The organism is Emticicia sp. GW821-FHT11C11 (assembly GCF_058808615.1).
Genome location: NZ_JBXARV010000001.1, coordinates 1487259 through 1513192 on the forward strand (window position 1 = coordinate 1487259; position 25934 = coordinate 1513192).

A 25934-nucleotide genomic window follows, 5' to 3' on the forward strand; every position below is an offset into this window, starting at 1 on the left:
TGCCATCTTGTCAGTAAATTAGGCATTGGCAAAATAATTGATGAAATTTGCAAAAACAAAATTGTTTGAAAAATGGCAGAGAATAAAGAAGGAAACGAAATAACTGACGAACAAGGAACAGAAAATAGTGAAAATCTGACAGAAGAAACAGCAACAGAAAATACAGTAACTGATAGTGCCGAAACTGGAGATAGACAGGCTCAATTAGAAGGCCAGTTAGCCGAAGCTAAAGATAAATATTTACGTTTGTATGCTGAATTTGAGAACTTCCGCCGCCGTACAGCTAAGGAAAAAATCGAGACCATTCAGAATGCTTCAGAGGGTTTGATTAAAGAACTGATTCCTGTTATTGATGATTTTGAACGTGCTAATAAATCGTTTGAAAGTGTATCAGAAGTTGAACCTTTAAAAGAAGGTATTTCATTAATATTTAACAAGTTTCAGAAAACGTTAGCGGCTAAAGGCTTAAGACCGATGGAGGCTAAAGACCAGGATTTTGATGTAGAACTACACGAGTGCATTACTCAGTTTGCCGCCGGTGATGATAAAAAAGGAAAAGTAATTGACGAGGTAGAGAAAGGGTATTTTCTGAACGATAAGGTGATTCGTTACGCGAAAGTTGTAGTTGGTAGCTAAACAATTGGTATTCCGGAGAGAAATATAGATGAGTAAATGGATGTTTCTATAATCCGTTTACTCATTGCATGTATACACAATCATTATGGCACAAAAAAAAGATTATTACGAAGTTTTAGGAGTAAGCAAAAATGCTACGGAAGATGAGCTGAAAAAAGCCTATCGGAAGCTGGCTATCCAGTATCACCCTGATAAGAATCCGGGCGATAAAGCCGCTGAAGAGAAGTTTAAGGAAATTGCTGAAGCCTATGGAGTGTTGTCGGATGCCGAAAAACGTCAGCGTTACGACCAGTTCGGGCATCAGGGAGTAGGAGGTGCCGGTGGTTACGGTGGAGCAGGAGTGAATATGGAAGATATTTTCAGCAGTGTGTTTGGAGACGACAGCCCGTTCGGTAGCTTTTTCGGAGGAGGAGGCAGACGTGGTGGTGGCGGTCAACCTGTGAGAAAGGGGTCTGACTTGCGTATAAAGCTGAAACTTGATCTTGAAGAAGTAGCCAACGGTGTTGAAAAGAAAATAAAAGTAAAACGCTATGTGGCCTGTAATACCTGTAGCGGTAACGGGTCTAAGAACGGTAACTCGCAGAAAACCTGCCAGACGTGTAGCGGTTCAGGGCAGATTCGTAAGGTGGTGAGCACCATGCTCGGCCAGATGGTATCAACCAGTACCTGTCATACCTGTAACGGAGAGGGCAAAGTAATTGTAGAGCGCTGTGAAGTATGTTTTGGTGAAGGTAGAGTATTGAATGAAGATTTGATCTCTATCAAGATACCGGCAGGGGTAGGTGAGGGCATGCAATTGTCTATGACAGGTAAAGGTAACGTGCCGACCCGTGGCGGTGTAGCCGGAGATTTACTGATTGTAATTGAGGAAGAAGAACACCCGGAATTGAAACGCGACGGCAGCAATATTATCTATGACCTGAAACTGAACTTTGCCGACGCCGTATTAGGAAAAGAAGCCGAGATACCTACGATTGGCGGTAGAGTGAAGATTAGTATTAAGCCGGGTACACAACCGGGAGAAATCCTGCGTCTAAAAGGCAAAGGTTTGAAAGAAATAAACAGCTACAGCACCGGCGATCAGTTGGTACAGGTAAATATTTATACGCCAACTATCATAAGCGCCGAAGAGAAGGTGATACTGGAAAAACTACGCGAAGCACCGAATTTCCAGCCCAGAGCCACCAAAAACGATAAAAGTTTCTTTGACAGAATGAAAGATTTCTTTCATTGATAGAGAAAATTAAAGGACCCTTCTCCATTCGAGAAGGGTTTTTTGTGGTCGGACAATCTTGCTTTTAACATAATTTAAGTTCGATTTTTTCTAAACTCTGCCCTAAATTCTCTATTTTTGAGCCACATTGTGATTTGGGAATCGAATTCAATCCTGAACTAAAGCATTTACTACTTTATTTACTATCAAATGAACAATTTTAAAAGGCTGAATAATATTGTTGGCTGGGCTATTTTTGCCATTTCTTTGATTTCTTACACACTAACGGTTGAACCCACGGCAAGTTTCTGGGATTGCGGCGAATTTATTGCCTGCGCCTATAAACTACAGGTACCACACCCTGCCGGAGCGCCTTTATTTTTACTTATTGGCCGGATGGCCTCTTTACTGGCAGGCAGTGATGTAACCAAAGTAGCACTGATGATAAACATGGTGTCGGTTATTTCAAGTGCGTTCACCATTTTGTTTATGTTCTGGACCATCTCTTTGCTGGCACGTAAAGTATTCGGTAAAAAAGGCGAAGAACTTGATTCAACAGAATCGATATTGGTAGTAGGAGCCAGTGCAGTAGGTTCTTTAGTATATGCCTTCTCTGATTCGTTCTGGTTTTCAGCAGTTGAGGCAGAGGTATACGGTATGTCGTCTTTCTTTACTGCTATCGTGGTGTGGGCGGCGTTTAAATGGGAATTAATTGAAGACGAATCAGATGCCAACCGCTGGTTGATATTCATTGCCTATCTGGTAGGTTTGTCAATTGGCGTTCACTTACTGAACCTCGTGACGATCCCGGCCTTAGCTTTAATCTATTATTATAAAAAGACTAAAAAGGTATCCTGGAAAGGTGGTATCATTGCCTTTCTGATAGGCATGGTAGTGCTGGGTATTGTCAATGTAGGGGTTATCACGGGTATTCCTTCACTGGCATTCAGCTTCGAGAAATTATTCGTGAATGTTTTCGGTCTTCCATTTAGTTCGGGTAGTTTGTTCTTTGTGGTGTTATTAATTGGTGCTTTGGCTTATGCCATTTTCTATACGCACAAAAAAGGTATGGCTATTGCCAATACCGCTTTGGTATCTTTTGCATTTATACTGATTGGGTATTCGAGCTATACCATTGCCTTGATTCGCTCTAATTACAATCCGCCTATCAACGAAAACAACCCAAGCAATGTATTGAGTTACGTTTCTTATCTGAAACGCGAGCAATACGGTAGCCGCCCATTGTTATATGGCCCTGTGTTTACAGGCAAGCTGGAGTCTATCGAAAACGGCGACCCTATTTACAAAATAGGCAAGGACAAGTATGAGGTATACGACCATAAACCCAATTATGTATGGGGACCTAACAGCGAGAGTCTGTTGCCTCGTATGTGGAGTAGCGATGCCAACCACCAGGCAGTGTATCGTCAGGAAATGGGTTTATCTCCTGAGCAGAAACCTACGCTAGTTACTAACGTATTGTATATGTTCAAGCGTCAGATGGGTTATATGTACTGGCGTTATTTTACGTGGAATTTCTGGGGACGCTCCAGCGACATTGAAGGAGCCGGCCCAACCAATATATTTGAAACCAAGGGCAGTTTACCACCTGCCGTAAAAGAAAACCGGGGCAGAACTAATTTCTATGGTCTGCCGGTAATTCTGGGTATTCTGGGCTTGTTGTATCATTATTTCCGTCGTGAGCGTGATGCACTCGTTTTGTTGTTATTATTCTTTTTTACGGGAATCGCTCTGGTGGTATTCCTGAATGCTCCACCGGTTGAGCCACGCGAACGTGACTATATCTATGTAGGTTCGTTCTACATCTGGGCTATCTGGATTGGGCTCGGTGTCATGGGCTTGTTCGACTATGTGCTTAAATTTATTAAAAATACACAGACAAGAGCTATTTCAGCGACTGCTATCGGGCTGGTAGTACCTTTAACCATGCTTCCACAGGCGTGGAAAGGCCATGACCGCTCGAATCGCTATCATCAGATTGATTTTGCCAAGAATCTGCTTAATTCTTGCGCCAAAGATGCTATTCTGTTTACCGGTGGCGATAACGATACATTCCCGCTATGGTATGTGCAGGAAGTAGAAGGGTTCCGTACCGATGTACGTGTTTGTAATCTGAGTTTGTTGGGCACTGACTGGTATTGCGAGCAAATGAAACGCAAGACTTACGAGTCTGATCCGCTACCGATTACTTTCTCAACCGATCAGTTATTGAGTGGTGTTAATGATCAGATTCCGTTTGTAGAGCGTCTGCAGGCACCTATTAACCTGAAGGAGTTCCTGGAATTGGTGAAGAAAAATGACCCCGCTATCCAGATTCCTCTTACTACCGGTGAAAGCATTAATTCTTTGCCTTCTGATAGCTTGTTCCTGACCTATAATATTGACGATGTGAAGAAACTGGGCTTTGTGAGCAAACAATATGAGCCTTATCTGAACGGGCAGATGGTATGGAATATCGGCAAGAGAGATTTGTTGAAAAATGATTTGATGCAGTTAGAAATGATTGCTCAGAATAACTGGAAACGACCTATCTATTTTGCAGGAACACTGGCTAGTGACAATTACCTGAATCTGAGAGATTATATGCAATTGGAAGGTTATGCCTACCGCCTGATGCCGTTCAGAGTTGCTGCCGGAGATGATGGCTTTGCAAACACAGACCTGATGTATGACAACATGCTCAAAAAGATGTCGTGGCGTGAAATGAATAATCCGAAAGTATATTATGATTCGGAGACATATCTGAAGGTGCCTGTTATTACGGCTCGTCTGGCTTTCCTTCGATTGACCGACCAATTAGTTAGAGAAGGTAAAAAAGAGAAAGCAAAACAGGTATTAGATTATGCCAATAAGGTTTTACCTGATGCAGCTATTCCATACGACCAGCTTTGTACCAACTACGTCATGTATTATTTTGAAGTAGGCGATGCCAAAAAAGCTATGGAGATAGCAGAGGTTATTACTAAACGTGCTGATGAAAACCTTTTGTATTTTACAGAGAAAGCCAACAGAACCAGCGCAGAATGGATGCCGGATAACGTACAGCAATTCATTGAAATCAGCCTGCGTAACCTGCAGATAATTTCAAATGTTTGTAGCCGGAATGGACAGGAAGCAGCTGCCAAAAAATATGAGGCTATTTATAACAAGCATTATACAAAATTGAGCAGATAAAGATTAGACAATAGAAAGAGCGGGGTGTGAAAACACCTCGCTCTTTTTATACCCATCCGAAAAGCTTATAACTTATAAAACCCAATATCTCCCTTGCCATTAAATGTGTTTTCTGAGCGCTTAATCCATCTGGAATAAGTATAAGCGGAGACCATATGCGTTCCGGTGACAGATAGTTGGAGCCATAAGGTGTAACTTTAACCCCTACCTTGGTAAAGCATCCGGCTGCGCGTTTCATATGAAAAGCCGAAGTAATAAGAATGCATGTTTGCGCAGGAAATTGCTTTTGAAGAATTGCTTTAATATACAATGCATTCTCTCTTGTGTTAGTCGAGCGGTCTTCCAGATATATATCGTCTTTAGGAACACCGTTAATAATTAAAAATCGGGCAATCTGATCGATCTCTCTGGTCGGAGTCTCCCCGTAAATAGGTACGGTACCACCACTGATCAATATTTTGCGTATCTTTTTTTCTTTATAAAGTAGAAGCGTTTGCCAGGCTCTGTCGCTTGTTCCGCTCAGAAAAATGTTCTCTTCAGGAGCCTTGTCACTATTAATGATTCCGCCTGTCAGAACTATGCCGATGTCATGAGGCTTTACTGTTGAAACAGCAGTTGGCGGCACTTCCCAGAAACGGAATACTTCATCAACAATAAAAGGTGTTGAAGAAATATAGAAAAGAATCAAGGCAAACAGTACTGATTTTTTTGACTTGTTTCGGTTTTTTGTTAGTAGCGCAAACAGTAAAAGAATACATATAATACCCACCGGCATCAGGAAGAACGTGAATATTTTAGAAACAATATGAAACATATCTTTTCGTTAAAATGGGAGCTATTATTCAGATATTAACAAGCGTTTAACAAGAATTCATAAATTAAGCACTTATCTTTGCTAATTAACAGATTAAGACTAAAAAATAAGAACATGTTCTCGAAATATCGCCTTACACTTTTATTCATCATTTCATTTTTCTTTTCAATTACGGTATCGTTTGCACAGGAGGGACATTCCATCAAGGTTCGTTTGAAAGGTTTACGCGAAGGTAAGACTTGTCATCTGGCGCATTTTTTTGGATATAATCAGTACATTAAAGTTGACTCAGCAAAAGTTGCTAACGGTGTCCTTGATTTCAGTGGTAAAAATCCGCTGAAAGGAGGCATTTATCTGATTGTGTTGTCGCCTTCAAAGTATTATGATTTTGCAGTAGACGGTAAAGAGCAATTTATGGAAATTGAGAGCGATACGGTAGATTTTGTAGGGAACGTAAAATTTAAAGGGTCGAAGGAAAACGATTTGCTTTTTGCCTACCGTAAATTTTTGCAAGATAAGAACAAGGAAGCGGAGGCTGTTAATAATGGAGCAAGAGGTAAAAATGACCCTGCTACTCAGGAAGCTACCAGAAAACGAATGGAGCAGATTCAGTTGGAGGTGGAAACTTATATGAAAGATTTTACCAAGAATAATGAAGGTACTTTTGTGGCTAAAGTAATAAAAAGCAATATAGAGCCTCCTTTACCTACCGTTTTGCCCAAAAAAGCGAATGGCCGCCCAGACTCTACTTATCTGTTTAATTACTACAAATCACATTTTTTTGACCACATAGATTTCACTGACGATCGCCTGCTCCGTTCTCCATTTCTGCATACCAGATTAGAACGGTACTTTAAAGACTTGGTGTATCAGGTAACCGATTCGATTAATCGTGATGCCGACAAAGTATTGAAATTAGCCAAGCCTAATCTGGAAGTTTACCGGTTTGTATTGTGGCAAATTACTAATAAATACGAAAACAATGAGATTGTGGGTTTAGATGGCGTATTTGTGCATTTAGCTGAAAACTATTACTTGAAGAATGCGCCCTGGCTCGACTCTACACAAAGAGCAAAGTTTAAGGAAAGGGTAGATATTTTGAAACCTTTACGCACAGGTCTGGTATTTCCTCAATTGATTGTTGCAGATTCTTTAGGGCGGGAGTATTCTCCTATGCAGAGTAAAACCAAATATACAATTGTTCATTTTTATGATCCTGAATGCGGGCATTGCCGAGATTCAGCTCCTAAGCTGATGGAATTTTATCGTGCCAACAAAGACAAAGTGACTATTTACAATGTGAGCATCATACCGGATAAAAAGAAGATCAGCAGTTTTGTGAATACGTATAAAACGAAAGAGTTACTCAATCTTTGGGATCCGAAAGGCAAATATGTTTTCAGAAACGATTTTGATGTATATTCTACACCGACTAATTTTATTTTAGATAAGGATAAGCGGATTATTGCCAGACGGATTCCGATAGAAAAACTGGAAGATTTTATAAACTTCCATGATCGCCAGCAGACGCAAAAGGCGACCAATGGAAATGCAGCCAAATAAGTATTGATTTTTTTAAGCAGACGTCTCAAAGTTGTATTGATGCGTCTGCTTTATTTTACGCTCAATACGGGGTTAAAATTAGTGCTAATGTTAAGCCAGAATTATGAGATTGCAAATTATGATACAGAATTTGCGAAAGGCCTTTTTTCTTCTAACTTTGCCCATCAAAAGATTTAATCATATATGAGTCGGATAAATATTTCTACAGGAGCCAAATGGGAAGATATTGTTGGATATTCCAGAGCAGTTAAAGTTGGCAATTTAATTGAAGTAACCGGTACTGTTGCTACTGACAATAGTGGCGAGTTGGTTGGCAAAGACGATATTTATATCCAGACGAAGTTTATTATCTTAAAAGCAGAGAAAGTGCTGGGGCAACTTGGAGCAAACCTGAAGGATGTTATCCGGACACGTATTTTTACTACTGACATTTCTCAATGGGAAGCCATAGGTAAGGCGCATGGCGAGTTTTTTGGTTCAATAAAACCTTGCACTACGATGGTTGAGGTGAGTGCACTGATTGATAAAGAGTATCTGGTTGAGATTGAGTTTACTGCCGTATTGGAAGATAAATAATTACACCAGATTGTTTTTTATAGCAAAGGCCACTAAGCCTGCTGTGTTTTTTACTCCCAGTTTTTCAATCATCCGGAGTCGGTGCCCTTCAACTGTGCGAGGGCTTAATGATAGTTTATCACCTATTTCAACGGTAGAGAGGCCTTCACATATCTGTTTTAGTACTTCTTCTTCCCGGTCTGATAAATCCGTTTTGTAATTGAATATTTTCTTTTCATGCTGGTTCTTGCGTGTCATTTTTCTGAGCATTACCTTGCTCACAAAATCGCTGAAATAGGCGCCTGTTTCCATCACTTTTCTGATCGCTTTTTCCACCTCTTCGGGGTCACTATCTTTCAATAAATAACCATCTGCCCCCATTTCCATCAAATGCATTACGTATTTGTCTTCGTCGTGCATAGAAAGAATAATCACACGGATTTTCGGAAATCTGGCTTTAATGATTTCCGTGGCCTTGGTGCCGTCAAGCTGGGGCATCTGCAAGTCCATTAATATAACATCTACGCTGGTGTGCTGGAGCTTGTTGATAAGCTCCAGACCGTTGGTAGCTTCCATCACTACCTCAAGACCCGGCACTTGTTCCAGAATTGAAATCATACCCTTTCTGAACAGGCTATGGTCATCTACAACGGCAATTCTGATATTTGACATAGCTGGAAAATTAGCCGGGCAAGGGGATATCTATTTGTGAATGTGTGCCCTGCCCCGGCTCTGATTTAATGATAAAAGTGCCATTTACTACACTCAGGCGACTTTCGATATTTCTGAGGCCTAATCCTGATTTCGAGTCTTCTTTTACTTCTTTCAGGTTAAAGCCTTTGCCATTATCAGTAAATATGAACACAAGACTGCTCTGCTGATAACTCAGTTTAAGCGTGATTTCGGTAGCCCCGGCATGCTTCAGGGCATTGTTTACCAATTCCTGTGCTATTCTATACATAGTTAGTTCAATCTTATTGTCGAACCGTCTGCTGTCTTCAATACTTTCATGATTAAAAATAAATAAAACACCTGAAGCAATATGGATTTTTTGTATAAACTCGTCGATCGCCGTAACCAGTCCGAAATCTTCCAGCGTGCTGGGTACTAATTCGCGGGATATTCGTCTGACCTGGCTAATTGATTCTTCAAGGAAATCTTTGGTTTGCTGACTGTGCTCTTTCAGCTCGTCTGAAGTGTTGATTTTTTTGAGGAGCTGATTAAAACTCATCTTTGTTACTGACAACATGGCTCCTACTTCATCGTGCAGGTCTTTTGCTATCCTGCGTCTTTCAACTTCTTGTACTTCTAATGACGACTCAAGTAATTTTCTTTGCATTTCAGATCTTAGTTCCTGCATGCTTACTTTTTGTTCTGCCTGTTTTTGTTTATAGTAAACAACAAACAGTATACAAAAGATAATTAACACCAGAAGCCCTGCTGAGCCTAAAAATATTAACTGTAGGTCGCTCATTGTCAATGCCTGTCTTCTAATGAATTACTATACCAGAATGCCAGAGAGATAGTAAAGTGAAATACAATACTAAGTGCAGAGTTAATCCCCCAGGTTATTTGAGTGATACTGGCAGAGGCTTTTACCAGAAATAAATTTACGAAAAGGCTACCACCAAAGTAAAATAATAACCCTACACTCACCCAAAAGTAGGGAAATTTTGTGATATTTTCGACTTTTAAATCTTGCAAAAGCTGGTAGAAATAAGCGAGCACAATGATCAAAATAATAAGACTTGAAGCAGTATAGGTATATTGATTAAAAGAGCCGGTGTGAATTTGGGTGATAGAGCCTGAGGGGATTTCGGCGATCGAAAAAAGTGTGAAAACACAGGCAGCAATAATAATGAATATTTTCCAGTATCTGTATTGCAAAAGGCGGAAGTACAAAAAAGTGATGGCATAAAAACCCAGCACCGACTGCCAATTATAAAAAAACAGTGTATTAAAATTTTTGAGACCTGAGTAATAGAGAATATCTGAGGTTACTCCGATAATGTTTCTGATAAGCGTAAGCATTACGTATACAGTAAGTATTCCTAATTCTGTGCTGAGATGTTTTCTTTTGATGAATGTAATCGCTACAGGAATAAGAATACTTACTTCAGAAACCGTAGAAAAGAGCATGAGTCCGTTCATTCGATAATTCTGGTTCTTTTATGTTTATGATTGCCCATATGGAGGTTGAGGAGAGCCACCGCCTACTCCGTTGCCATCAGGCACATCTTTGAAGCCCGTGAGGTCAATCTTAATGTCTGCGCCCTTTTCGTCTACAGCAACCAGAAATAATCTCGGTCTTTCCACCGGGTCTCCGCCTTTAATAGGGGTGGGTGAAATTTCAGATATACCGGTGCCTGTATTTAAAGATTCGTAAGCCAGGCCGTAGTAGATTCTGATACCTACTACTTTGGCTACTTTCTTTGCCCGGGCAATTAATTCTTCAATACCATTCAAACCAATAAATTCGGCATTTCTGGTTACGCCATCTACAATGAATTTCGATGCAAGCGGGTCTTCTTTGCCTGATGAACCCACAACAGTCTTAAATTTTTCAGAATATTCTTGCGCTTCTGAAACAGGGAAAAGTTCTCCGATTTTCACAGCTTCATCAGGAGAGTAAGGCCAATGTAGTGCCATGGTAGTAAGTTGTTTTTAATAGGTGAAATAAATTATTTAAGGAGTGTTTTGAAATCTTTCAGGAATATATCTTATCACGTTCAAATAATTATATCGCTACTTAATTAATGCGTAAAAACCCCTATGTAATCAGGGGAAATTACGCATACTAAAAAAGAAAACCTCACTATTACTGGTTAATAGTGAGGTTTTGGAACTGAATCAATCGTACTTAGAAAAAAATTATATTTTTTTCACGTTGACTGCATTCAAACCTTTGCGACCTTCGACAACTTCATATTCTACCTCATCATTTTCACGAATCTTTCTGCCGCCGAGGCCTGTCACGTGAACGAAGATCTCTTGACCAGAAGCTGCATCAACGATAAATCCAAAGCCTTTGGTCTCATTGAAGAATTTTACTACACCTGTTTGCATTGAAATTAATTTTAATAAAAATGAAGAAATGAATCGCAATGTACATAATTAAAATGAGAAAGCAAGCTTTTTGAGAAAAATATTAGGACAAAACTCATATTTTTTTGCACAAAAAAGCACCGCGTAATATTAATTTTTTGTAGTTTTATTGTTAATCTGGAGTTTATTAGTAGTTTCGTTGTAACTTTGCAGAAAAAAGAAATGATACGCTTAAGATACCTAGTAGAAAATCAGCTTTTTGGGGTTTGCTCCAGATTAGGAGAGAAGCTTAACTTTTCGACAAGTAGCGTAAGGCTGTATTTTATATATGCTTCTTTCTTTACTTTCGGATCTCCTATTATTGTTTATCTTTTCCTGGCTTTCTGGATGGAAGTGCGCAAGCACCTGCGTCGCCATAAAAATCCTACAGTATGGGAGTTTTAAAATAAGATTTACTCTTTATTTTCACTACCTCCCGGTTCATCATACCTTTATATTGCTATTCCTACCTCGGGTTTTGTTGACTACACACGTTTACCTGTGAAGTTAGGTTGGATATTTTATCCAAAAAATGTACTTTTGGAAAACGTAATCTCTAAACACTTCCGAACAAACACATGAAGAAAATCCTCTTTTTTCTGCTTTTTTGTGCGTACTCTGGTTTTGCACAAAACAATGATTCTCTGCAAATCAGAAAAATCTATGATGAAATCCTGACAAACGGCGAATGTTATAAAACATTAACCTATCTCTGTAAGAACATCGGGCCCAGGCTGAGCGGTTCGGCAGGAGCAGCAAAAGCTGTGCAATACACTAAAAAAGTAATGGAAGATTATGGTTTCCAGAAAGTGTTTTTGCAGGATGTGATGGTACCTCATTGGGTGCGGGGTGCAAAAGAACAAGCCTTTATTGAAAACGGAAAAGCAAAGGTTAAAGTACCAATTGTTGCACTGGGTGGCTCGGTAGCAACTCCGGCAACGGGTGTCAGAGCTGAGGTAATTGAAGTAAAAACATTTGAAGAGCTGAAAGCACTGGGTGAAGCCAAAGTAAAAGGCAAAATTGTATTATTTAACCGCCCGATGGACCCCACAAAGATAAATACCTTTGAGGCATATGCCGGAGCTGTAATGCAACGTGGAAATGGTGCCTCAGAAGCTGCTAAATACGGGGCAGTAGGTGCTATTGTTCGCTCTATGACAACCCTGCATGACGATATTCCACACACAGGAGGTATGAGATATGCACCGGGGATTCCGATGATACCTACTGCAGCTATCAGTACCAATGGGGCTAATCTGTTGAGCAAATTACTGAAAGAGAATCCGAAACTGAAATTTTATTTTAAACAAAACTGTGAGACCTTACCTGATGCGCCCTCGCACAATGTAATAGGAGAGATAAGAGGTACTGAAAAACCGGATGAAATAATTGTAGTGGGTGGTCACCTTGATTCGTGGGATCTGGCTGAAGGCGCACAAGACGATGGTTCCGGTTGTGTTCAGTCTATAGAAGTATTGAGAGCCCTCAAAGCCCTTGGTATAAAACCAAAGCGTACGATCAGAGTCGTGATGTTTATGAACGAAGAAAATGGATTGAGAGGCGGAACAAAATATGCCGACCTGGCAAAACAAAATAGCGAAAACCACATTGCCGCCATTGAATCAGACAACGGAGGGTTTACCCCCAGAGGTTTTGGTATGGTTGGTACCAATGCGCAAATAGCCAAAGTAGAAGTGTATAAAAAATTATTGGCACCTTACGGATTGGCTGAAATCGGCAGAGGTGGTGGTGGTGCTGATATCGGCCCGCTTGGAAACCTGGGCACTTTGCTGATTGGTTTCAAACCTGACTCACAGCGCTATTTTGATTTCCATCATGCACAGAACGATAATCTGGATGCCGTAAATGAAAGAGAACTGAAACTGGGTGCCGCATCGATGGCTGCGTTGGTTTATCTGATTGATAAATACGGTCTATAATATATGAACGATGTCCCCTTCCGCGGAAGGGGACATCGCTTTAAAGTCTCACAATCACTCTACCCATTTGTCCTCCTTTCAATATCTTTTTTATTTCTTTGGCCAAACCATTAAGCGTTACAGTTTTACTGATGCTTTGAATACCTGCCGGTTTCCATTTCTTAGCCAGATTCTTCCACATCTTTTTTCGCCATTCTATATCACATTCAGACGAATCAATTCCGAACATCGAAACTCCTCTCAGAATAAAGGGGAAAACTGTGGTGGGCAGTTCAGGTGATTGCACCAGGCCACAGATACTCACAACCCCATTGTATTGCATTGATTTAAGAATAGTAGCCAGTATGTTTCCTCCTACGGTGTCAACGCATCCGGCATACAGACCTTTCAGTAGGGGTTTGCCTGATTGATCGTTAACTGCATCGCGAGAAATTACCTCACTGGCTCCCAGGCTTTGCAGAAATGCGGCCCCTTCAGGTTTACCACTTACGGCCGCTACATGAAAACCTAATTTTGCCAGAATCATTACCGCCATGGTTCCTACACCTCCGGTTGCTCCGGTTACTATTACTTTTCCTTTGTCGGGTGTGAGTCCGTTTTGTACCAGTTTATCAATGCACAAAGCTGCTGTTAAACCGGCTGTACCCAGAACCATGCTTTCTTTCAGACGCAACCCTCTCGGCAGTTTTACTACCCATTGGGCAGGCACTCGAATAAACTCACCGAATCCGCCTGCTGTGTTCATACCTAAATCAAATCCGGTTACAATCACTTTTTCGCCTTTAGCAAATGCCTGAGAAGCAGATGCTTCAACTATGCCTGCTGCATCAATGCCGGGCGTGTGAGGGTAGTTTCGGGTAACACCCCGATTACCTGTGGCAGACAGGGCATCTTTGTAATTCAGAGAAGAATACTTTACCCGTATCAGCACTTCTCCTGCCGGTAAATCATCTGTTGACCGTTCGATAATCTGGTTTGAGTAGCTTTTGTCGGCATTTTCGCTGACATAAAATGCGCGGAAAGTTGTCATGTTATTCAGTATTGTTTCAGCAAATATGAATAAAAGTTTGTAGAGAAGAACCGTACAAACCTAATATTTTGTATCTCATCAATGAGTGTCCGGGCAATGGAACTTTTATTAAGGGCTTTGTATTTTTAAAAGAAACCTGTCTGCTAAAATGCCTTATACTTCTAATCCGGAATTAATAAACCTGTCATTGCCATTTGAATGGAACGGCACTCCCATCAATGAAAAAGGAAGATTCGTAAACCATGAATTTCCGTTTGTTGATTCGTTCCGGGATGTGTTAAAGTGGCAGACCACACGGAACCCACAAAAGCTGGAAAAGAAAACAGATTCATGGAAACCGGAAGTGGTTTACAACCAAGGTTTTATAGAATCAAAAGAAGATTGTATTGTATGGCTTGGGCATGCTTCTTTCTTTATCAGGCTGGCAGGTGTTACTTTTCTGATAGACCCTGTTTTGTTTAATATTTCTGTATTGAAACGCCAATCGGCGTTGCCGGTTCCGGCTGGGGATATAAAGGGGATTGATTATATTCTGATTTCGCATGATCATCGCGACCATTGCGATGAAAACAGCCTGAAAGTGTTATCGGCCAATAATCCTGATGCTACTTATCTTACAGGTTTGAAATTAGACACCTTGTTGCCCGTCTTTACCCGAAGTACCAATGTTCAGGCGGCAGGGTGGTATCAGCAATATAAAACCGATGCGGCTGTCAGGGTGTCTTATGTGCCGTCGAGACACTGGGGAAGGAGATTCCTGAACGATACAAACCGCCGCCTTTGGGGTGGGTTTGTGATTGAAGGAGCAGGCAAAACCATTTATTTTAGTGGAGACTCGGGCTATGGAGGTCATTTTAAAGATATAGCTGAGGTTTTTCCGAACATAGATTACTGCCTGATAGGTATAGGAGCTTACAAGCCTGAGTTTTTTATGGCGCAAAGCCATGTGTCACCTTCCGATGCCGTGAAGGCTTTTCATGATACCCACGCCAAAGTTATGATACCCATGCATTATGGTACTTTTGATTTGGCCGATGAGCCATTGGGAGACCCGCTTAGGGTACTGAAAAGACTGGAGTCAGAGGAGGCCATCAATGGTGAGTTACAGGCTTTAAAAGTAGGAGAGATGCTGAAAGTTTAAATCGGCGCATGTCATATAAAAGCAAAGCCCCCGGATTGCTCCGGGGGCTTTTGTATATGATTCAGGCATTTGATGATTACATCATGCCGCCCATTCCACCGCCATGTCCATGTCCCATGTCCGGAGCTTTATCTTCTGCTATATCAGAAACTACAGCTTCTGTAGTTAATAATAAACCTGCAATAGAAGCGGCGTTTTCAAGTGCCAAACGAGTTACTTTAGTTGGGTCAATGATACCTGCAGCCAACATATCTTCATATTTGTCTTCACGGGCATTGTAACCGAACGAACCTTCACCAGCTTTCACAGCCTGTACAATTACTGAACCTTCACCACCTGCATTGGCAACGATTGTACGTAATGGAGACTCGATAGCTGATCTGATGATAGCGATACCGGTTGTTTCGTCGCCATTAGCACCTTCCAAACCTACCAGAGCTGATTGTGCACGGATTAACGCTACACCACCACCTGCTACGATACCTTCTTCAACCGCAGCGCGTGTGGCATGAAGGGCGTCATCAACGCGGTCTTTTTTCTCTTTCATTTCTACCTCTGTAGCTGCACCAATGTAGATGATAGCTACACCACCTGACAATTTAGCCAGACGTTCTTGTAGTTTCTCGCGGTCGTAGTCAGAAGTAGTTGATTCGATTTGAGCTTTGATTTGGTTTACGCGGCCCACAATTTGTTCCTGGTCACCTGAACCGTTAACGATTGTAGTGTTATCTTTATCAACAATGATTTTATCGCAATGTCCTAAGTAAGACAAATCAGCGTTTTCTAGTTTGAATCCACGCTCTTCAGCAATTACAGTACCACCTGTAAGGATAGCGATGTCTTCCAACATAGCTTTACGACGGTCACCGAAACCAGGAGCTTTTACTGCACATATTTTCAATGCACCACGGATTTTGTTTACTACCAATGTAGCAAGCGCTTCACCGTCAACATCTTCAGCAATGATTAACAACGGACGACCTGTTTGTGCTACGCCTTCCAATACCGGAAGTAACTCTTTCATTGAAGAGATTTTTTTCTCAGAGATCAGGATGAATGGTTTCTCCAATTCAACTTCCATTTTCTCTGCGTTAGTTACAAAGTAAGCCGAAAGGTAACCACGGTCAAACTGCATACCTTCTACAGTTTTAACTTCTGTTTCAGTACCACGCGCTTCTTCAACTGTAATAACACCTTCTTTACCAACTTTCTCCATTGCGTGAGCAATCATCTGACCGATTTCAAAGTCGTTGTTAGCTGAAATAGTAGCTACTTGTTCAATTTCTTTCGAAGTTGAAATAGCTTTCGACTGACCTTTCAAAGCTTCTACTACTTTAGCAACAGCTTTGTCGATACCGCGTTTCAAATCCATTGGGTTAGCACCAGCGGCTACGTTTTTAGCACCGATAGTGTAGATAGATTGCGCCAGAACAGTTGCGGTAGTGGTACCGTCACCGGCTTGGTCAGCAGTTTTAGAAGCTACTTCTTTCACAAGTTGCGCTCCCATATTTTCAATCGAATCTTTCAGTTCGATTTCTTTAGCTACAGTTACACCGTCTTTTGTGATTGCCGGAGAACCGAATTTTTTATCAAGAATAACGTTACGACCTTTAGGGCCCAGAGTTACTTTTACCGCGTTTGCAAGGGTGTCAACACCACGCTTCAATTTTTCTCTTGCTTCTGTATCAAAAATGATTTGCTTTGCCATGTTGTTTTTACTAATTACTAATTAGTGAATGAATGAAAATGAATTGAATAGGAATGGTTTTTTGCAGGCGGGCTGTACCCATACCCACACTATATTAACGAACCCGGAGTTCGATAATTAAACGATTGCGTAGATGTCTGATTCACGCATGATAAGGTATTCTTTGCCATCAACGGTAATTTCAGTTCCGGCATATTTCCCGTAAAGTACGCTGTCGCCTACTTGTACTAATAGAGGCTCATCTTTTTTGCCTGGACCTACTGCTACTACAATACCTTTTTGTGGTTTTTCTTTAGCAGTGTCGGGAATGATAATACCGAATGCCGTTTTTTCCTCCGCCGGAGCAGCTTCAATTAATACTCTGTCTGCTAGTGGCTTTACGTTTACTGACATAGTTATTTCTGATTTTTATGGTTTTAATAATTGTACATGTGAAAACCAGACAAATGTGTCTGATAGTTAGACTGTTGTCAATTGAACAAGATTTTTGCCAATGAGCGGCAAAGGTACGTTTTTCTGACAAATTTACAGTATTAACTGACAAAATTGTTAAAAAGCATGACACACAGCTAAATTGTATCGGAAGCAATTACGAAAAAATTATTTGCCAAACATTTGTTGCAATGCTGCCCATAGATTTTTCTTGAGGGTGGTATCGGCAGAAATGGCGCTTAAACTGTTGGCCATCAGAAAGTCAATCCCTGACTCGTGCTTGATGTGATAAGGAGTGAGCGCCAGATTCAGGTTTAGTTTACTTGGCCCAATGCCGAAACTTATAAATTTGGTGGCGGTTTTTTGTGTAGTAAAAGCTGAATAGTCAGAATGTCCGGTTTGTTGAATCTCAACCAAATCTATCTGTGATAAAGACAGACCAACCGCTGCCAGAATTTTGGTTAGGAATTCTTTTTCGTCAATTGATATAGTTTCTGTTACAACAAGAACCGTATTGGTAAGTTTCAAAGAAACCGGTTTGGGAATTTGAGTGTCAGCATTATCTGGCATAAGTGACGGAGTAGGGGGAGGAACAGTGTTATTTGCCACGGGCACAGCAATTTTTCCTACTGCTGTTTTTTCTACAGGGATATCCGTTGAAGGCGGATTTCTGTAAATGACTTCTTTGTTGAAAAGATATTGGGCAAGGATGCTGTTCATCTGAAAAATGAAGTCTCATAGCTGGTATAGCTATGAGACTTACTATATTATTCTATATTAAGATACTGCATTAAGATACTACGGCTTCTTTTAAAATAATGGCTTCACGATCAGGGCCGGTAGAAATGAAACTGATCGGAATCTCTAATTCTGTTTCCAGATAATTGATGTAAGCCGCTAATTCAGCCGGAACTTCATCATAAGTATGGAAGTTCTCTAAAGAGCATTTCCAGCCTTTGAATGGCTTATAGATAGGTTCAACCTCAATATCAGTTAAATCAAAAGGCATTTGTTCGGTCACTGTACCGTTTGGTAAGCGGTAGTGCGTACAAACCAGGATTTCATCAAGGAAATTCAGTACGTCTACTTTCATCATAATCAATTGTGTAACACCATTGAGCATAATGCTGTATTTCAGCGCAGGTAAATCTAACCAGCCCGTGCGACGAGGCCGACCGGTAGTTGCACCAAATTCTCTTCCTTCCTGACGGATGGCTTCACCCAGGTCGTCATTCAATTCGGTTGGGAATGGCCCGCTACCAACTCTTGTGCAATAGGCTTTGAAAATACCAAAAACTTCACCAATCTGGCGTGGTGCTACACCCAGACCAGAACACACACCGGCTGCTGTGGTGTTGGAACTGGTTACAAACGGATAAGAACCGAAGTCTATATCTAACAAAGAACCCTGCGCCCCTTCGGCCAGAATTTTCTGTCCTTTTTTCAGTGAATCGTTTACGATATATTCGCTGTCAAGAATATTGAATCCTTTCAGGAATTCCACAGCTGAGAAAAACTCTTTTTCTGCTTCTGAAAGGTCATAAGCAAAGGAGTGGAAATCCAACACCTGCTTGTGATTTTCAACAAGACCCGTATATTTTTTTTCGAAATTCGGCGATAAAATATCTCCGAGTCTCAGACCCTGACGAGACACTTTGTCTGAATAAGCGGGGCCGATACCTCGTAATGTTGAGCCGATTTTTGAGTCGCCTTTGGCTTTTTCAAGAGCGGCATCCAATAACCGGTGTGTAGGTATAATAATTGCTGTTTTCTTTGAAATAACCAGGTTTTTCCTCAAGTCAAGGTTGTATTTGGCTAACCCTTCAATTTCTCTGCGGAAAACGATAGGATCAAGCACCACACCATTACCGATTATATTGAGACAATCAGCACGGAAAATACCTGATGGAATTTGGTGGAGAACATGCTTGATTCCGTCAAATTCAAGCGTATGACCTGCATTGGGGCCACCTTGAAAACGAGCAACCACCTGATAATCCGGGGCAAGCACATCAACAATTTTCCCTTTGCCTTCATCGCCCCATTGTAAACCTAAAAGTATATCAATCATTATTTGTTAGAAAGAATATTTTCTGTTTTAATTAAAAAATTCTAAACCTTGTTTTCGCACTTTTCGCGTTGACAGCTTCCATAGAATATCAGCGAGTGGTGCATTACTTTAAACTGCAGCATGTCGCCAACCATGCTTTGGATGTTCTGAACGCGGGGGTCACAGAATTCCATTACTTTGTGGCAGTCTACACAAATCAAATGGTCATGTTGACGATATCCGTAAGCTTTCTCATATTGTGCCAGATTTTTACCAAACTGATGCTTGGTTACCAGGTCGCATTCCACCAGCAAATCAAGGGTATTATACACAGTTGCTCTGCTGACCTGATATTTCTTGTTTTTCATTGAAATATACAGATCTTCTACTTCAAAGTGGTCGTCACGAGAGTAAATTTCTTCCAATATAGCATACCTTTCCGGCGTTTTCCGTAATTGTTTAGACTCCAGATAGGCAGTGAAAATACGCTTGGCCGAATCAAAATTTGTTGAATTTGGAACCATATTGTTCGCTGTATTTGACTATTATTTTGGTGTGAAGTTACAAAGAAAATAGATAAAATCTGATAAATATACTGTTGAAAGAATAAATTTCTAAAAACAGGCATACAAGCATTGAGGTAAGCCCAATGCTTGTAATAATGTATTCTTACAAAAGAATTACCAGGTATTTTCTAAATCTTTAGGAGTATAGGTATGATTTCGGTCATCATAGGCACTGGCACCCGGCTTTTTCAATTTCAGAGCGTCATCTTTTTTGAAAACTTTCATCAATAAGGCGAGTGGGGTCAGGAAGATAAAGAAAACCAGGCTTAGCAAAATTGTTGAGTTAATTCTACCCAATATTTCAGCAAATTTCAGCCAGATCCAGGCAATTTTCTCAGCCGCAAAACTGGAAAATACACCTAATAAACCCACCACCAATGCCGCAGTTAGTAAGCCCTGAAGTTTAAATATGAAATAAAACACCAGCAATCCTACCACAATTGTCAGGACAATCTCTTTGTTGTTTTGTTGTTTCATTGTCTAGAATAACGTATAAATAAAAGGAGCAATGGCTGAACCGCCACCAATGACAATCAATACGCCTATCAAGAGCAATATCACAATCATGGGCATTAGCCACCATTTTTTTCTTTCTTTTAAGAAACTCCAGAGGTCTTGTATAAAGTCCATAGTATATTAAAGGTATTTATTTAATGTAGATTCAGTTTTAAAGTTAATCTAATTTGTATTCTTCTTTCCACGACTCCGATTCTGTCCATTTAGGCTGTGTATTCTTATCGAAAAGAAAATTGCCTACTACTAAATAATCCATCTCGGTACGCATAAGACATTTGTAGGCGTCTTCAGGTGTACAAACAATAGGTTCGCCACGAACATTGAAACTGGTATTGACTATCACTCCGTAGCCTGTTTGTTTTTTGAATTCATTGATGAGTGTCCAGTACCTTGGATTCGTCTCCTGATGAACTGTCTGAATACGGGCTGAATAATCTATATGCGTGATTGAAGGCAAGTCTGAACGTAAGAAGTACAGTTTTTCCATCATAGGTAAGTTTTCGTAACTATCCGGAAAAGGCGTTCTTCGTTTTGGGTTTACTCCATGTACCAATAACATGTATGGTGATGGCGTTTCGCATTCAAAATACTCTTCAACGTCTTCTGCCAGCACAGATGGTGCAAACGGGCGGAAACCTTCACGATACTTGATTTTCAGATTCAGCTTTTTCTGCATTTCTGAATTCCGGGCATCGCCTAAAATACTCCGGCCTCCCAGGGCTCTTGGCCCAAATTCCATGCGTCCCTGAAACCAGCCAATCACATTACCCTCTGACAACAATTGAGCAGTTTGAGTTGCCAGTTCAGAAAAATCACTGAACTGTTGATAATGTGCTTTATATTTTCTGGCCATTTGTTGCACTTCAAGATCCGAGTATTCCGGTCCTAAGTACGAGCCCTTCATTTCGTCCAGTGCATTAGGGGTCAGTTTTCGCTCCTGATTAAAATAGATGTAATGAGCAGCTAAAGCGGCTCCCAAAGCTCCACCGGCATCGCCGGCAGCCGGTTGAATATAAACATTTTCAAAAATATTGGTCTTTTGCAATTTACCGTTGGCCACACAATTAAGAGCTACACCGCCGGCCATACACAGGTTTTTCGAGCCTGTCAATCGTTTGGCTTCTTCTGCCATTTTTATTACTACTTCCTCTGTGACTTCCTGAATGGCAAGCGCGAAATCACAATGTATTTGTTCCAGAAGGCTTTCGGATTCACGGCGCCCGAAACCCAAAAGTTTCTCCCATTTATCATCAAAAACCATTCTAAGTCCGGTAGCATAATTAAAATAGTCCTGATTAAGCCAGATGGAGCCATCTGGTTTTATATCAACCAGGTGGGTTTTAATAACCTCTACAAATTTTGCTACTTGTGCCGAACCATGATTCCCATAGGGAGCCAGACCCATTAACTTATATTCCCCGGAGTTTACCTTAAATCCGCAATAATAAGTAACAGCCGAATATAATAAACCTAATGAATGCGGAAAACGCAATTCTTTCAGAATAGACATCTGTCCGCCTTTACCATAGCAGATCGAAGCGGTGGCCCATTCACCCACACCATCTATGGTCAGAATAGCTGCTTCTTCAAAAGGAGATGGGTAGTAAGCACTGGCCGCATGCGAAAGATGGTGCTCAGGAAACAGTAGTTTGGCTTTTGCTTTATTGTAATTTCCGATTTTCTCCAGTTCTTCATGAAGCATTCTTTTCAGAAACATTTTTTCTTTCAGCCACACAGGTATTGATGTGAGAAAAGACTTAAGGCCTCTTGGCGAAAACCCATAGTATGTTTCTAAGAGACGTTCAAATTTCAACAGAGGTTTATCGTAGAAAACAATGGCATCTACTTCTGCCAGAGTTACGCCACTGTAATCCAAACAAAATTTAACAGCATTTGCAGGAAATGCCGGGTCGTGTTTTATTCTCGTAAATCTTTCTTCTTGTGCTGCAGCAATTATTTCACCATTCTTTATAAGTGCTGCTGCGGAGTCATGATAGAACGCGGAGATTCCTAAAATCGTCATGAAAGTGCTTATGATCCTTGCTTAAAATTAAGAAATGCAAATATAAAGGGTTTATCACTTTATGTATATGATATTGTTATTAAATGGTGTTTATTTTTATTTGACGCAAGTTTAACATTGAAAGAGGCATCAGCTATTTGATGAAGAAGAAAAATGTGGTATGAAAGAAAGCATGCTAATCTTCAGGTTATATTGTATCTGAAACTTGAATTATAGATGGTTCTTCTAATTTATACGGAGCAATTATTCAAATAGAATTACTGTATATTGAAGAGATTGTAAGGTCAATTTACGGCAGAATCAAAACCGCAAGGTCATTCCTAAACCGTTAGATTCAGTAATGCCAATATTTACTTGCTGAATGAGGGAGGTCTTGGTTCTCAGGTTATTCTGGCGGGCATTATAAATATCTACCGATCGCTGTATTTGTTCATTAGAAGATTCTATCAGACAAATACCTACGGCGGCTATACCGATTCCTGCAATCAGTTTCGGTAAACTGCGAACTTTATAGTGGACATCTTTTCCATTAATTACTGTGGTGGCTGCGGTTCCCTTCAAAGCAATTGCGGCAATACCTACCCCTGCAATTGTTATTACCGGGGCTACCGGAATTATATAATAGCCAAGGTTGTATTTTGCCCTTGGTTGCCAGGTATCTTTAAACAATTCTTGTACTCTTTTGTGCGGAAGTTTAAAGCCATTTCTGTAAATATGGGTGGTCACAAATACTCTTTTGGTAACAAGCGTATCTGATGACTGAGAAAAAGATTGAAAACTTATGCATAACAAAATTAACAGTACTGTTATTGATTTCATTGAAGAACACGATTTTGATTTAAGTCATTAATAGGTCAGTTCCAGATTTTACTCGACGTCTACGCGCGTAACCTGATGGACACCTTCTATTTCACCCAATTGTTTCATCAAGGTTTCCAAGTGCCTTGTATCCTGAACATACAGTTTTATAACGCCCGTAAATATACCATCATTTGTATCAACTGCCAAAGAACGCATGTTAATGTGTAGTTCGCTTGAAATTACCTTGGAAATATCCTGAATCATACCCATTCTGTCGATACCATCCAGATGGATGGTGGCTACAAATGCCTTGGCTACCTGAGATGACCACCTCGCTTTAATAACTCGGTTGCCATACTGAGAGAGTAGCTGCTGGGCATTCGGGCATGAATTCCGATGTATTTTTATACCCTCATTCACGGTTAAGAAACCAAAAACATCGTCGCCCGGTATGGGATTACAGCATCTTGCCAGTGTGAAATCAATCTCCTGTAAATCATCGCCGATAAAGAGGGTGTCGTCTCCTTTTACTTTCTTTATTTCCTTTTCAAAACTTTTGGCATCAATAAAGGCTTTGTTATCAATCTCTATCTTGGCACTTTTATTAAGGCGGGCGTCTCTCTCGTTCTTGAACTTCTTAATTTCATCTGGCATTATATAGGCTTTGCCAAACGAATAATAGAGGTCGTTATAATCTTTCTTATTGAAATATGCCCTCAGCTGATTGAGTGTTTCCAGGTTGTTTTCCAAACCCAGCGTTTTGAATTTTTTGGTAATGATATCTTTACCGTCGCTGTAATAGACCTTGTTCTCTTCTTTCAACAGGTCTTTTATACGCGCCTTTGCCTTGGTAGTGGTTACAAAACGCAGCCAGTCTTCCGACGGTTTCTGATTTTTTGTAGTCAGAATCTCTAGCTGGTCACCATTCTGCAATACATAACTGATAGGTACCAGTTGATTGTTTACCTTTCCTGCTGTACATTTCCTGCCGATTTCCGTATGGATTTCAAAGGCGAAGTCGAGCACGGTAGCGCCTTTTCTCAATACTTTCAGGTCTCCTTTCGGTGTAAATACAAAAACCTCTTCGTTATAGAAATTGCCTCTGAAATCTTCCAGAAACTCAATAGCCGATTTGTCACCAGACTGCAATGTTTCTCTTACCTGGTTAATCCAACGGTCGAGCGGCGCATTCATCGAAGTGTCATTGCCCTTGTATTTAAAGTGGGCCGCATAGCCTCTTTCCGAAATCTCGTCCATCCGCTCGGTACGAATCTGAACCTCAACCCACTGGCCTGTATGGCTCATTACAGTAGTATGCAAAGATTCGTAGCCGTTGGCTTTCGGTATCGAAATCCAGTCTTTCAGCCGATCTGGATTAGGCTTGTATTGGTCAGTAACGATTGAATATACCTGCCAGCAGGCTGATTTTTCTTTTTCAGGCGGCACATGTGTCAGTATAATCCTGATGGCAAACAGATCGTATATTTCTTCAAAAAGCGTATTATGCTTCTTTATCTTGTTCCAGATTGAATAAATATGTTTCGGCCTGCCTTTGATAACAAACTCCACCCCGGTTTCCTGTAGTTTTTTCTTAAGCGGCTTAATGAAATTATCAATGAAGCGGTCGCGGGTAGCTTTGGTACTTTTAAGCTTTTGCGCAATATCTTTAAACAGCTCCGGTTCGGTGTATTTAAGGTAAAGGTCTTCTAGCTCGGACTTTATTTTGTATAAACCCAGACGGTGGGCTAGGGGAGCATAAATGAAAATGGTTTCGTGAGCTATTTTCAGCTGAGAGTTGCGCGCCATGCTTCCCAACGTACGCATATTGTGCAGGCGGTCTGCCAGCTTTATCAGAATCACGCGTACATCTTCTGACAACGTGATAAGCATCTTTCTGAAATTCTCTGCCTGCGCTGAAGTGCCCTGTTCGAAGTTGCCGGATATTTTGGTGAGGCCGTCAATAATACGGGCTACTTTCGTACCAAACCCCTTTTCAATTTCTTTCAGAGTCATGTCTGTGTCTTCTACCACATCGTGCAGCAGTGCACATATAATAGAGGTAGCTCCCAAACCTATTTCTTCCACACAGATCTGAGCTACTTCTAAAGGATGGTATATATAAGGTTCACCCGATTTGCGCCGCATATCTTTATGGGCTTCCATCGAGATGGTAAATGCTTTCTTTATTTGCTTGGCGTCGTCACCTTTCAGGGTTGGTTTGGCAGCCCTTAATAATCGGCGATACTTCGATAATATCTCTGCTCTTTCTCTCTCAAGATCTATCATTGGCTCAGACTGACTTCTGGTTTCCAGTTTTTCTGCTACTTCTCCTAACATTCTCGTGATTTTATTGTATTCCTGAAGACTAATATAATTAATCGTTAACGCAACAGCAAATAATTTTTAAAGCAAGGGGTAAATTTCTGTTTTTTTGGAGGTAGAAAAAAAAGTTTTAAAAACTTTAATTTTTTTTGTGCAAAGTCTTGACAAATATTTAAAACGTCATTACCTTTGCAGCCCGTTCAATGAGAAATGAACGAATAATTGAGAAGCGGGCGTGGCGAAATTGGTAGACGTGCCAGACTTAGGATCTGGTGTCGCAAGGCATGGGGGTTCGAGTCCCTCCGCCCGTACAGGTAACCCTCTGAACCTCACCCGGTCAGGGGG

The 25934-nt window shown here is 40.8% G+C and carries 25 protein-coding genes and 1 tRNA gene; 9 read left to right on the forward strand and 17 right to left on the reverse strand.

Annotated features, from left to right (window positions below):
• Positions 1–72: 72 nt before the first annotated feature.
• From AC1RRY_RS06305 to AC1RRY_RS06315, 3 genes are all read left to right on the forward strand, one after another.
• Complete coding sequence (locus AC1RRY_RS06305; protein WP_492817308.1) at positions 73–636, forward strand: nucleotide exchange factor GrpE; 564 nt, start codon at positions 73–75, stop codon at positions 634–636.
• A gap of 85 nt (positions 637–721) precedes the next feature.
• The gene (gene dnaJ / locus AC1RRY_RS06310) at positions 722–1870 is read left to right on the forward strand and encodes a molecular chaperone DnaJ (RefSeq protein ID WP_492817306.1); all 1149 of its coding nucleotides are present in this window, start codon (positions 722–724) and stop codon (positions 1868–1870) included.
• A 189-nt stretch (positions 1871–2059) separates the two neighbouring features.
• Positions 2060–5044: a glycosyltransferase family 117 protein gene (locus AC1RRY_RS06315; RefSeq protein WP_492817304.1), complete on the forward strand. Its 2985-nt coding sequence runs from the start codon at positions 2060–2062 to the stop codon at positions 5042–5044.
• A 46-nt stretch (positions 5045–5090) separates the two neighbouring features.
• Here AC1RRY_RS06315 and AC1RRY_RS06320 read toward each other — a convergent pair whose 3' ends face one another.
• Positions 5091–5858, reverse strand: a complete 768-nt coding sequence (locus AC1RRY_RS06320; protein ID WP_492817302.1) for a YdcF family protein — start codon at positions 5856–5858, stop codon at positions 5091–5093.
• A gap of 114 nt (positions 5859–5972) precedes the next feature.
• On the opposite strand from AC1RRY_RS06320, the gene AC1RRY_RS06325 reads away from it, so the two are divergent.
• Positions 5973–7421: a DUF4369 domain-containing protein gene (locus AC1RRY_RS06325; RefSeq protein ID WP_492817300.1), complete on the forward strand. Its 1449-nt coding sequence runs from the start codon at positions 5973–5975 to the stop codon at positions 7419–7421.
• 183 nt (positions 7422–7604) lie between these two features.
• Entirely contained in the window at positions 7605–7997 is a 393-nt protein-coding gene (locus tag AC1RRY_RS06330) for a RidA family protein (protein WP_492817298.1), read from the forward strand.
• Here the strand turns inward: AC1RRY_RS06330 and AC1RRY_RS06335 are convergent, their stop codons facing one another.
• The 5 genes from AC1RRY_RS06335 to AC1RRY_RS06355 form a co-directional block, all read right to left on the reverse strand.
• Positions 7998–8648 (reverse strand): response regulator transcription factor, encoded by a 651-nt coding sequence (locus AC1RRY_RS06335; RefSeq protein WP_492817296.1) that lies wholly within the window; start codon positions 8646–8648, stop codon positions 7998–8000.
• A 10-nt stretch (positions 8649–8658) separates the two neighbouring features.
• A complete protein-coding gene (locus AC1RRY_RS06340; RefSeq protein ID WP_492817294.1) occupies positions 8659–9450 on the reverse strand; it encodes a sensor histidine kinase in 792 nt (263 codons plus the stop codon).
• Between the two features lie 2 nt (positions 9451–9452).
• Positions 9453–10127 carry a hypothetical protein gene (locus AC1RRY_RS06345; RefSeq protein ID WP_492817292.1) on the reverse strand — a complete coding sequence of 225 codons (675 nt, stop codon included), beginning with the start codon at positions 10125–10127 and terminating at the stop codon, positions 9453–9455.
• A gap of 24 nt (positions 10128–10151) precedes the next feature.
• Positions 10152–10625 carry a hypothetical protein gene (locus AC1RRY_RS06350; RefSeq protein WP_492817290.1) on the reverse strand — a complete coding sequence of 158 codons (474 nt, stop codon included), beginning with the start codon at positions 10623–10625 and terminating at the stop codon, positions 10152–10154.
• Between the two features lie 222 nt (positions 10626–10847).
• Entirely contained in the window at positions 10848–11042 is a 195-nt protein-coding gene (locus AC1RRY_RS06355; protein WP_492817288.1) for a cold-shock protein, read from the reverse strand.
• A gap of 201 nt (positions 11043–11243) precedes the next feature.
• Here AC1RRY_RS06355 and AC1RRY_RS06360 point away from each other — a divergent pair, with 201 nt between their 5' ends.
• Both AC1RRY_RS06360 and AC1RRY_RS06365 read left to right on the forward strand, forming a co-directional pair.
• Positions 11244–11465, forward strand: a complete 222-nt coding sequence (locus tag AC1RRY_RS06360) for a PspC domain-containing protein (protein WP_492817286.1) — start codon at positions 11244–11246, stop codon at positions 11463–11465.
• A gap of 173 nt (positions 11466–11638) precedes the next feature.
• Positions 11639–13000: a M20/M25/M40 family metallo-hydrolase gene (locus AC1RRY_RS06365; protein WP_492817284.1), complete on the forward strand. Its 1362-nt coding sequence runs from the start codon at positions 11639–11641 to the stop codon at positions 12998–13000.
• A gap of 40 nt (positions 13001–13040) precedes the next feature.
• Here AC1RRY_RS06365 and AC1RRY_RS06370 read toward each other — a convergent pair whose 3' ends face one another.
• Positions 13041–14030 (reverse strand): YhdH/YhfP family quinone oxidoreductase, encoded by a 990-nt coding sequence (locus AC1RRY_RS06370; protein ID WP_492817282.1) that lies wholly within the window; start codon positions 14028–14030, stop codon positions 13041–13043.
• Between the two features lie 148 nt (positions 14031–14178).
• Between AC1RRY_RS06370 and AC1RRY_RS06375 the strand changes: the two genes are divergently transcribed.
• Positions 14179–15171: an MBL fold metallo-hydrolase gene (locus AC1RRY_RS06375; protein WP_492817280.1), complete on the forward strand. Its 993-nt coding sequence runs from the start codon at positions 14179–14181 to the stop codon at positions 15169–15171.
• Between the two features lie 76 nt (positions 15172–15247).
• On the opposite strand, the gene groL is transcribed toward AC1RRY_RS06375, so the two are convergent.
• The 10 genes from groL to AC1RRY_RS06425 form a co-directional block, all read right to left on the reverse strand.
• The gene (gene groL, locus AC1RRY_RS06380; protein WP_492817278.1) at positions 15248–16879 is read right to left on the reverse strand and encodes a chaperonin GroEL; all 1632 of its coding nucleotides are present in this window, start codon (positions 16877–16879) and stop codon (positions 15248–15250) included.
• A 117-nt stretch (positions 16880–16996) separates the two neighbouring features.
• Positions 16997–17272, reverse strand: a complete 276-nt coding sequence (locus AC1RRY_RS06385; RefSeq protein WP_492817276.1) for a co-chaperone GroES — start codon at positions 17270–17272, stop codon at positions 16997–16999.
• Between the two features lie 207 nt (positions 17273–17479).
• Positions 17480–18031 (reverse strand): hypothetical protein, encoded by a 552-nt coding sequence (locus AC1RRY_RS06390; RefSeq protein WP_492817274.1) that lies wholly within the window; start codon positions 18029–18031, stop codon positions 17480–17482.
• A 70-nt stretch (positions 18032–18101) separates the two neighbouring features.
• Positions 18102–19382, reverse strand: coding sequence for an adenylosuccinate synthase (locus AC1RRY_RS06395; protein WP_492817272.1), 1281 nt, complete (start codon positions 19380–19382; stop codon positions 18102–18104).
• Positions 19383–19423: 41 nt separating this feature from the next.
• A complete protein-coding gene (locus AC1RRY_RS06400) occupies positions 19424–19885 on the reverse strand; it encodes a Fur family transcriptional regulator (protein WP_492817270.1) in 462 nt (153 codons plus the stop codon).
• 156 nt (positions 19886–20041) lie between these two features.
• Positions 20042–20404, reverse strand: coding sequence for an SxtJ family membrane protein (locus tag AC1RRY_RS06405; RefSeq protein ID WP_492817268.1), 363 nt, complete (start codon positions 20402–20404; stop codon positions 20042–20044).
• A 3-nt stretch (positions 20405–20407) separates the two neighbouring features.
• Complete coding sequence (locus AC1RRY_RS06410; protein WP_492817266.1) at positions 20408–20557, reverse strand: DUF5989 family protein; 150 nt, start codon at positions 20555–20557, stop codon at positions 20408–20410.
• Positions 20558–20600: 43 nt separating this feature from the next.
• Complete coding sequence (locus AC1RRY_RS06415) at positions 20601–22466, reverse strand: carbamoyltransferase family protein (protein ID WP_492817264.1); 1866 nt, start codon at positions 22464–22466, stop codon at positions 20601–20603.
• A 300-nt stretch (positions 22467–22766) separates the two neighbouring features.
• Positions 22767–23285: a hypothetical protein gene (locus AC1RRY_RS06420; protein ID WP_492817262.1), complete on the reverse strand. Its 519-nt coding sequence runs from the start codon at positions 23283–23285 to the stop codon at positions 22767–22769.
• 48 nt (positions 23286–23333) lie between these two features.
• Positions 23334–25604, reverse strand: a complete 2271-nt coding sequence (locus AC1RRY_RS06425) for a RelA/SpoT family protein (protein ID WP_492817260.1) — start codon at positions 25602–25604, stop codon at positions 23334–23336.
• Between the two features lie 214 nt (positions 25605–25818).
• On the opposite strand from AC1RRY_RS06425, the gene AC1RRY_RS06430 reads away from it, so the two are divergent.
• Positions 25819–25900: transfer RNA gene (locus tag AC1RRY_RS06430), tRNA-Leu, on the forward strand.
• Positions 25901–25934 lie beyond the last annotated feature (34 nt).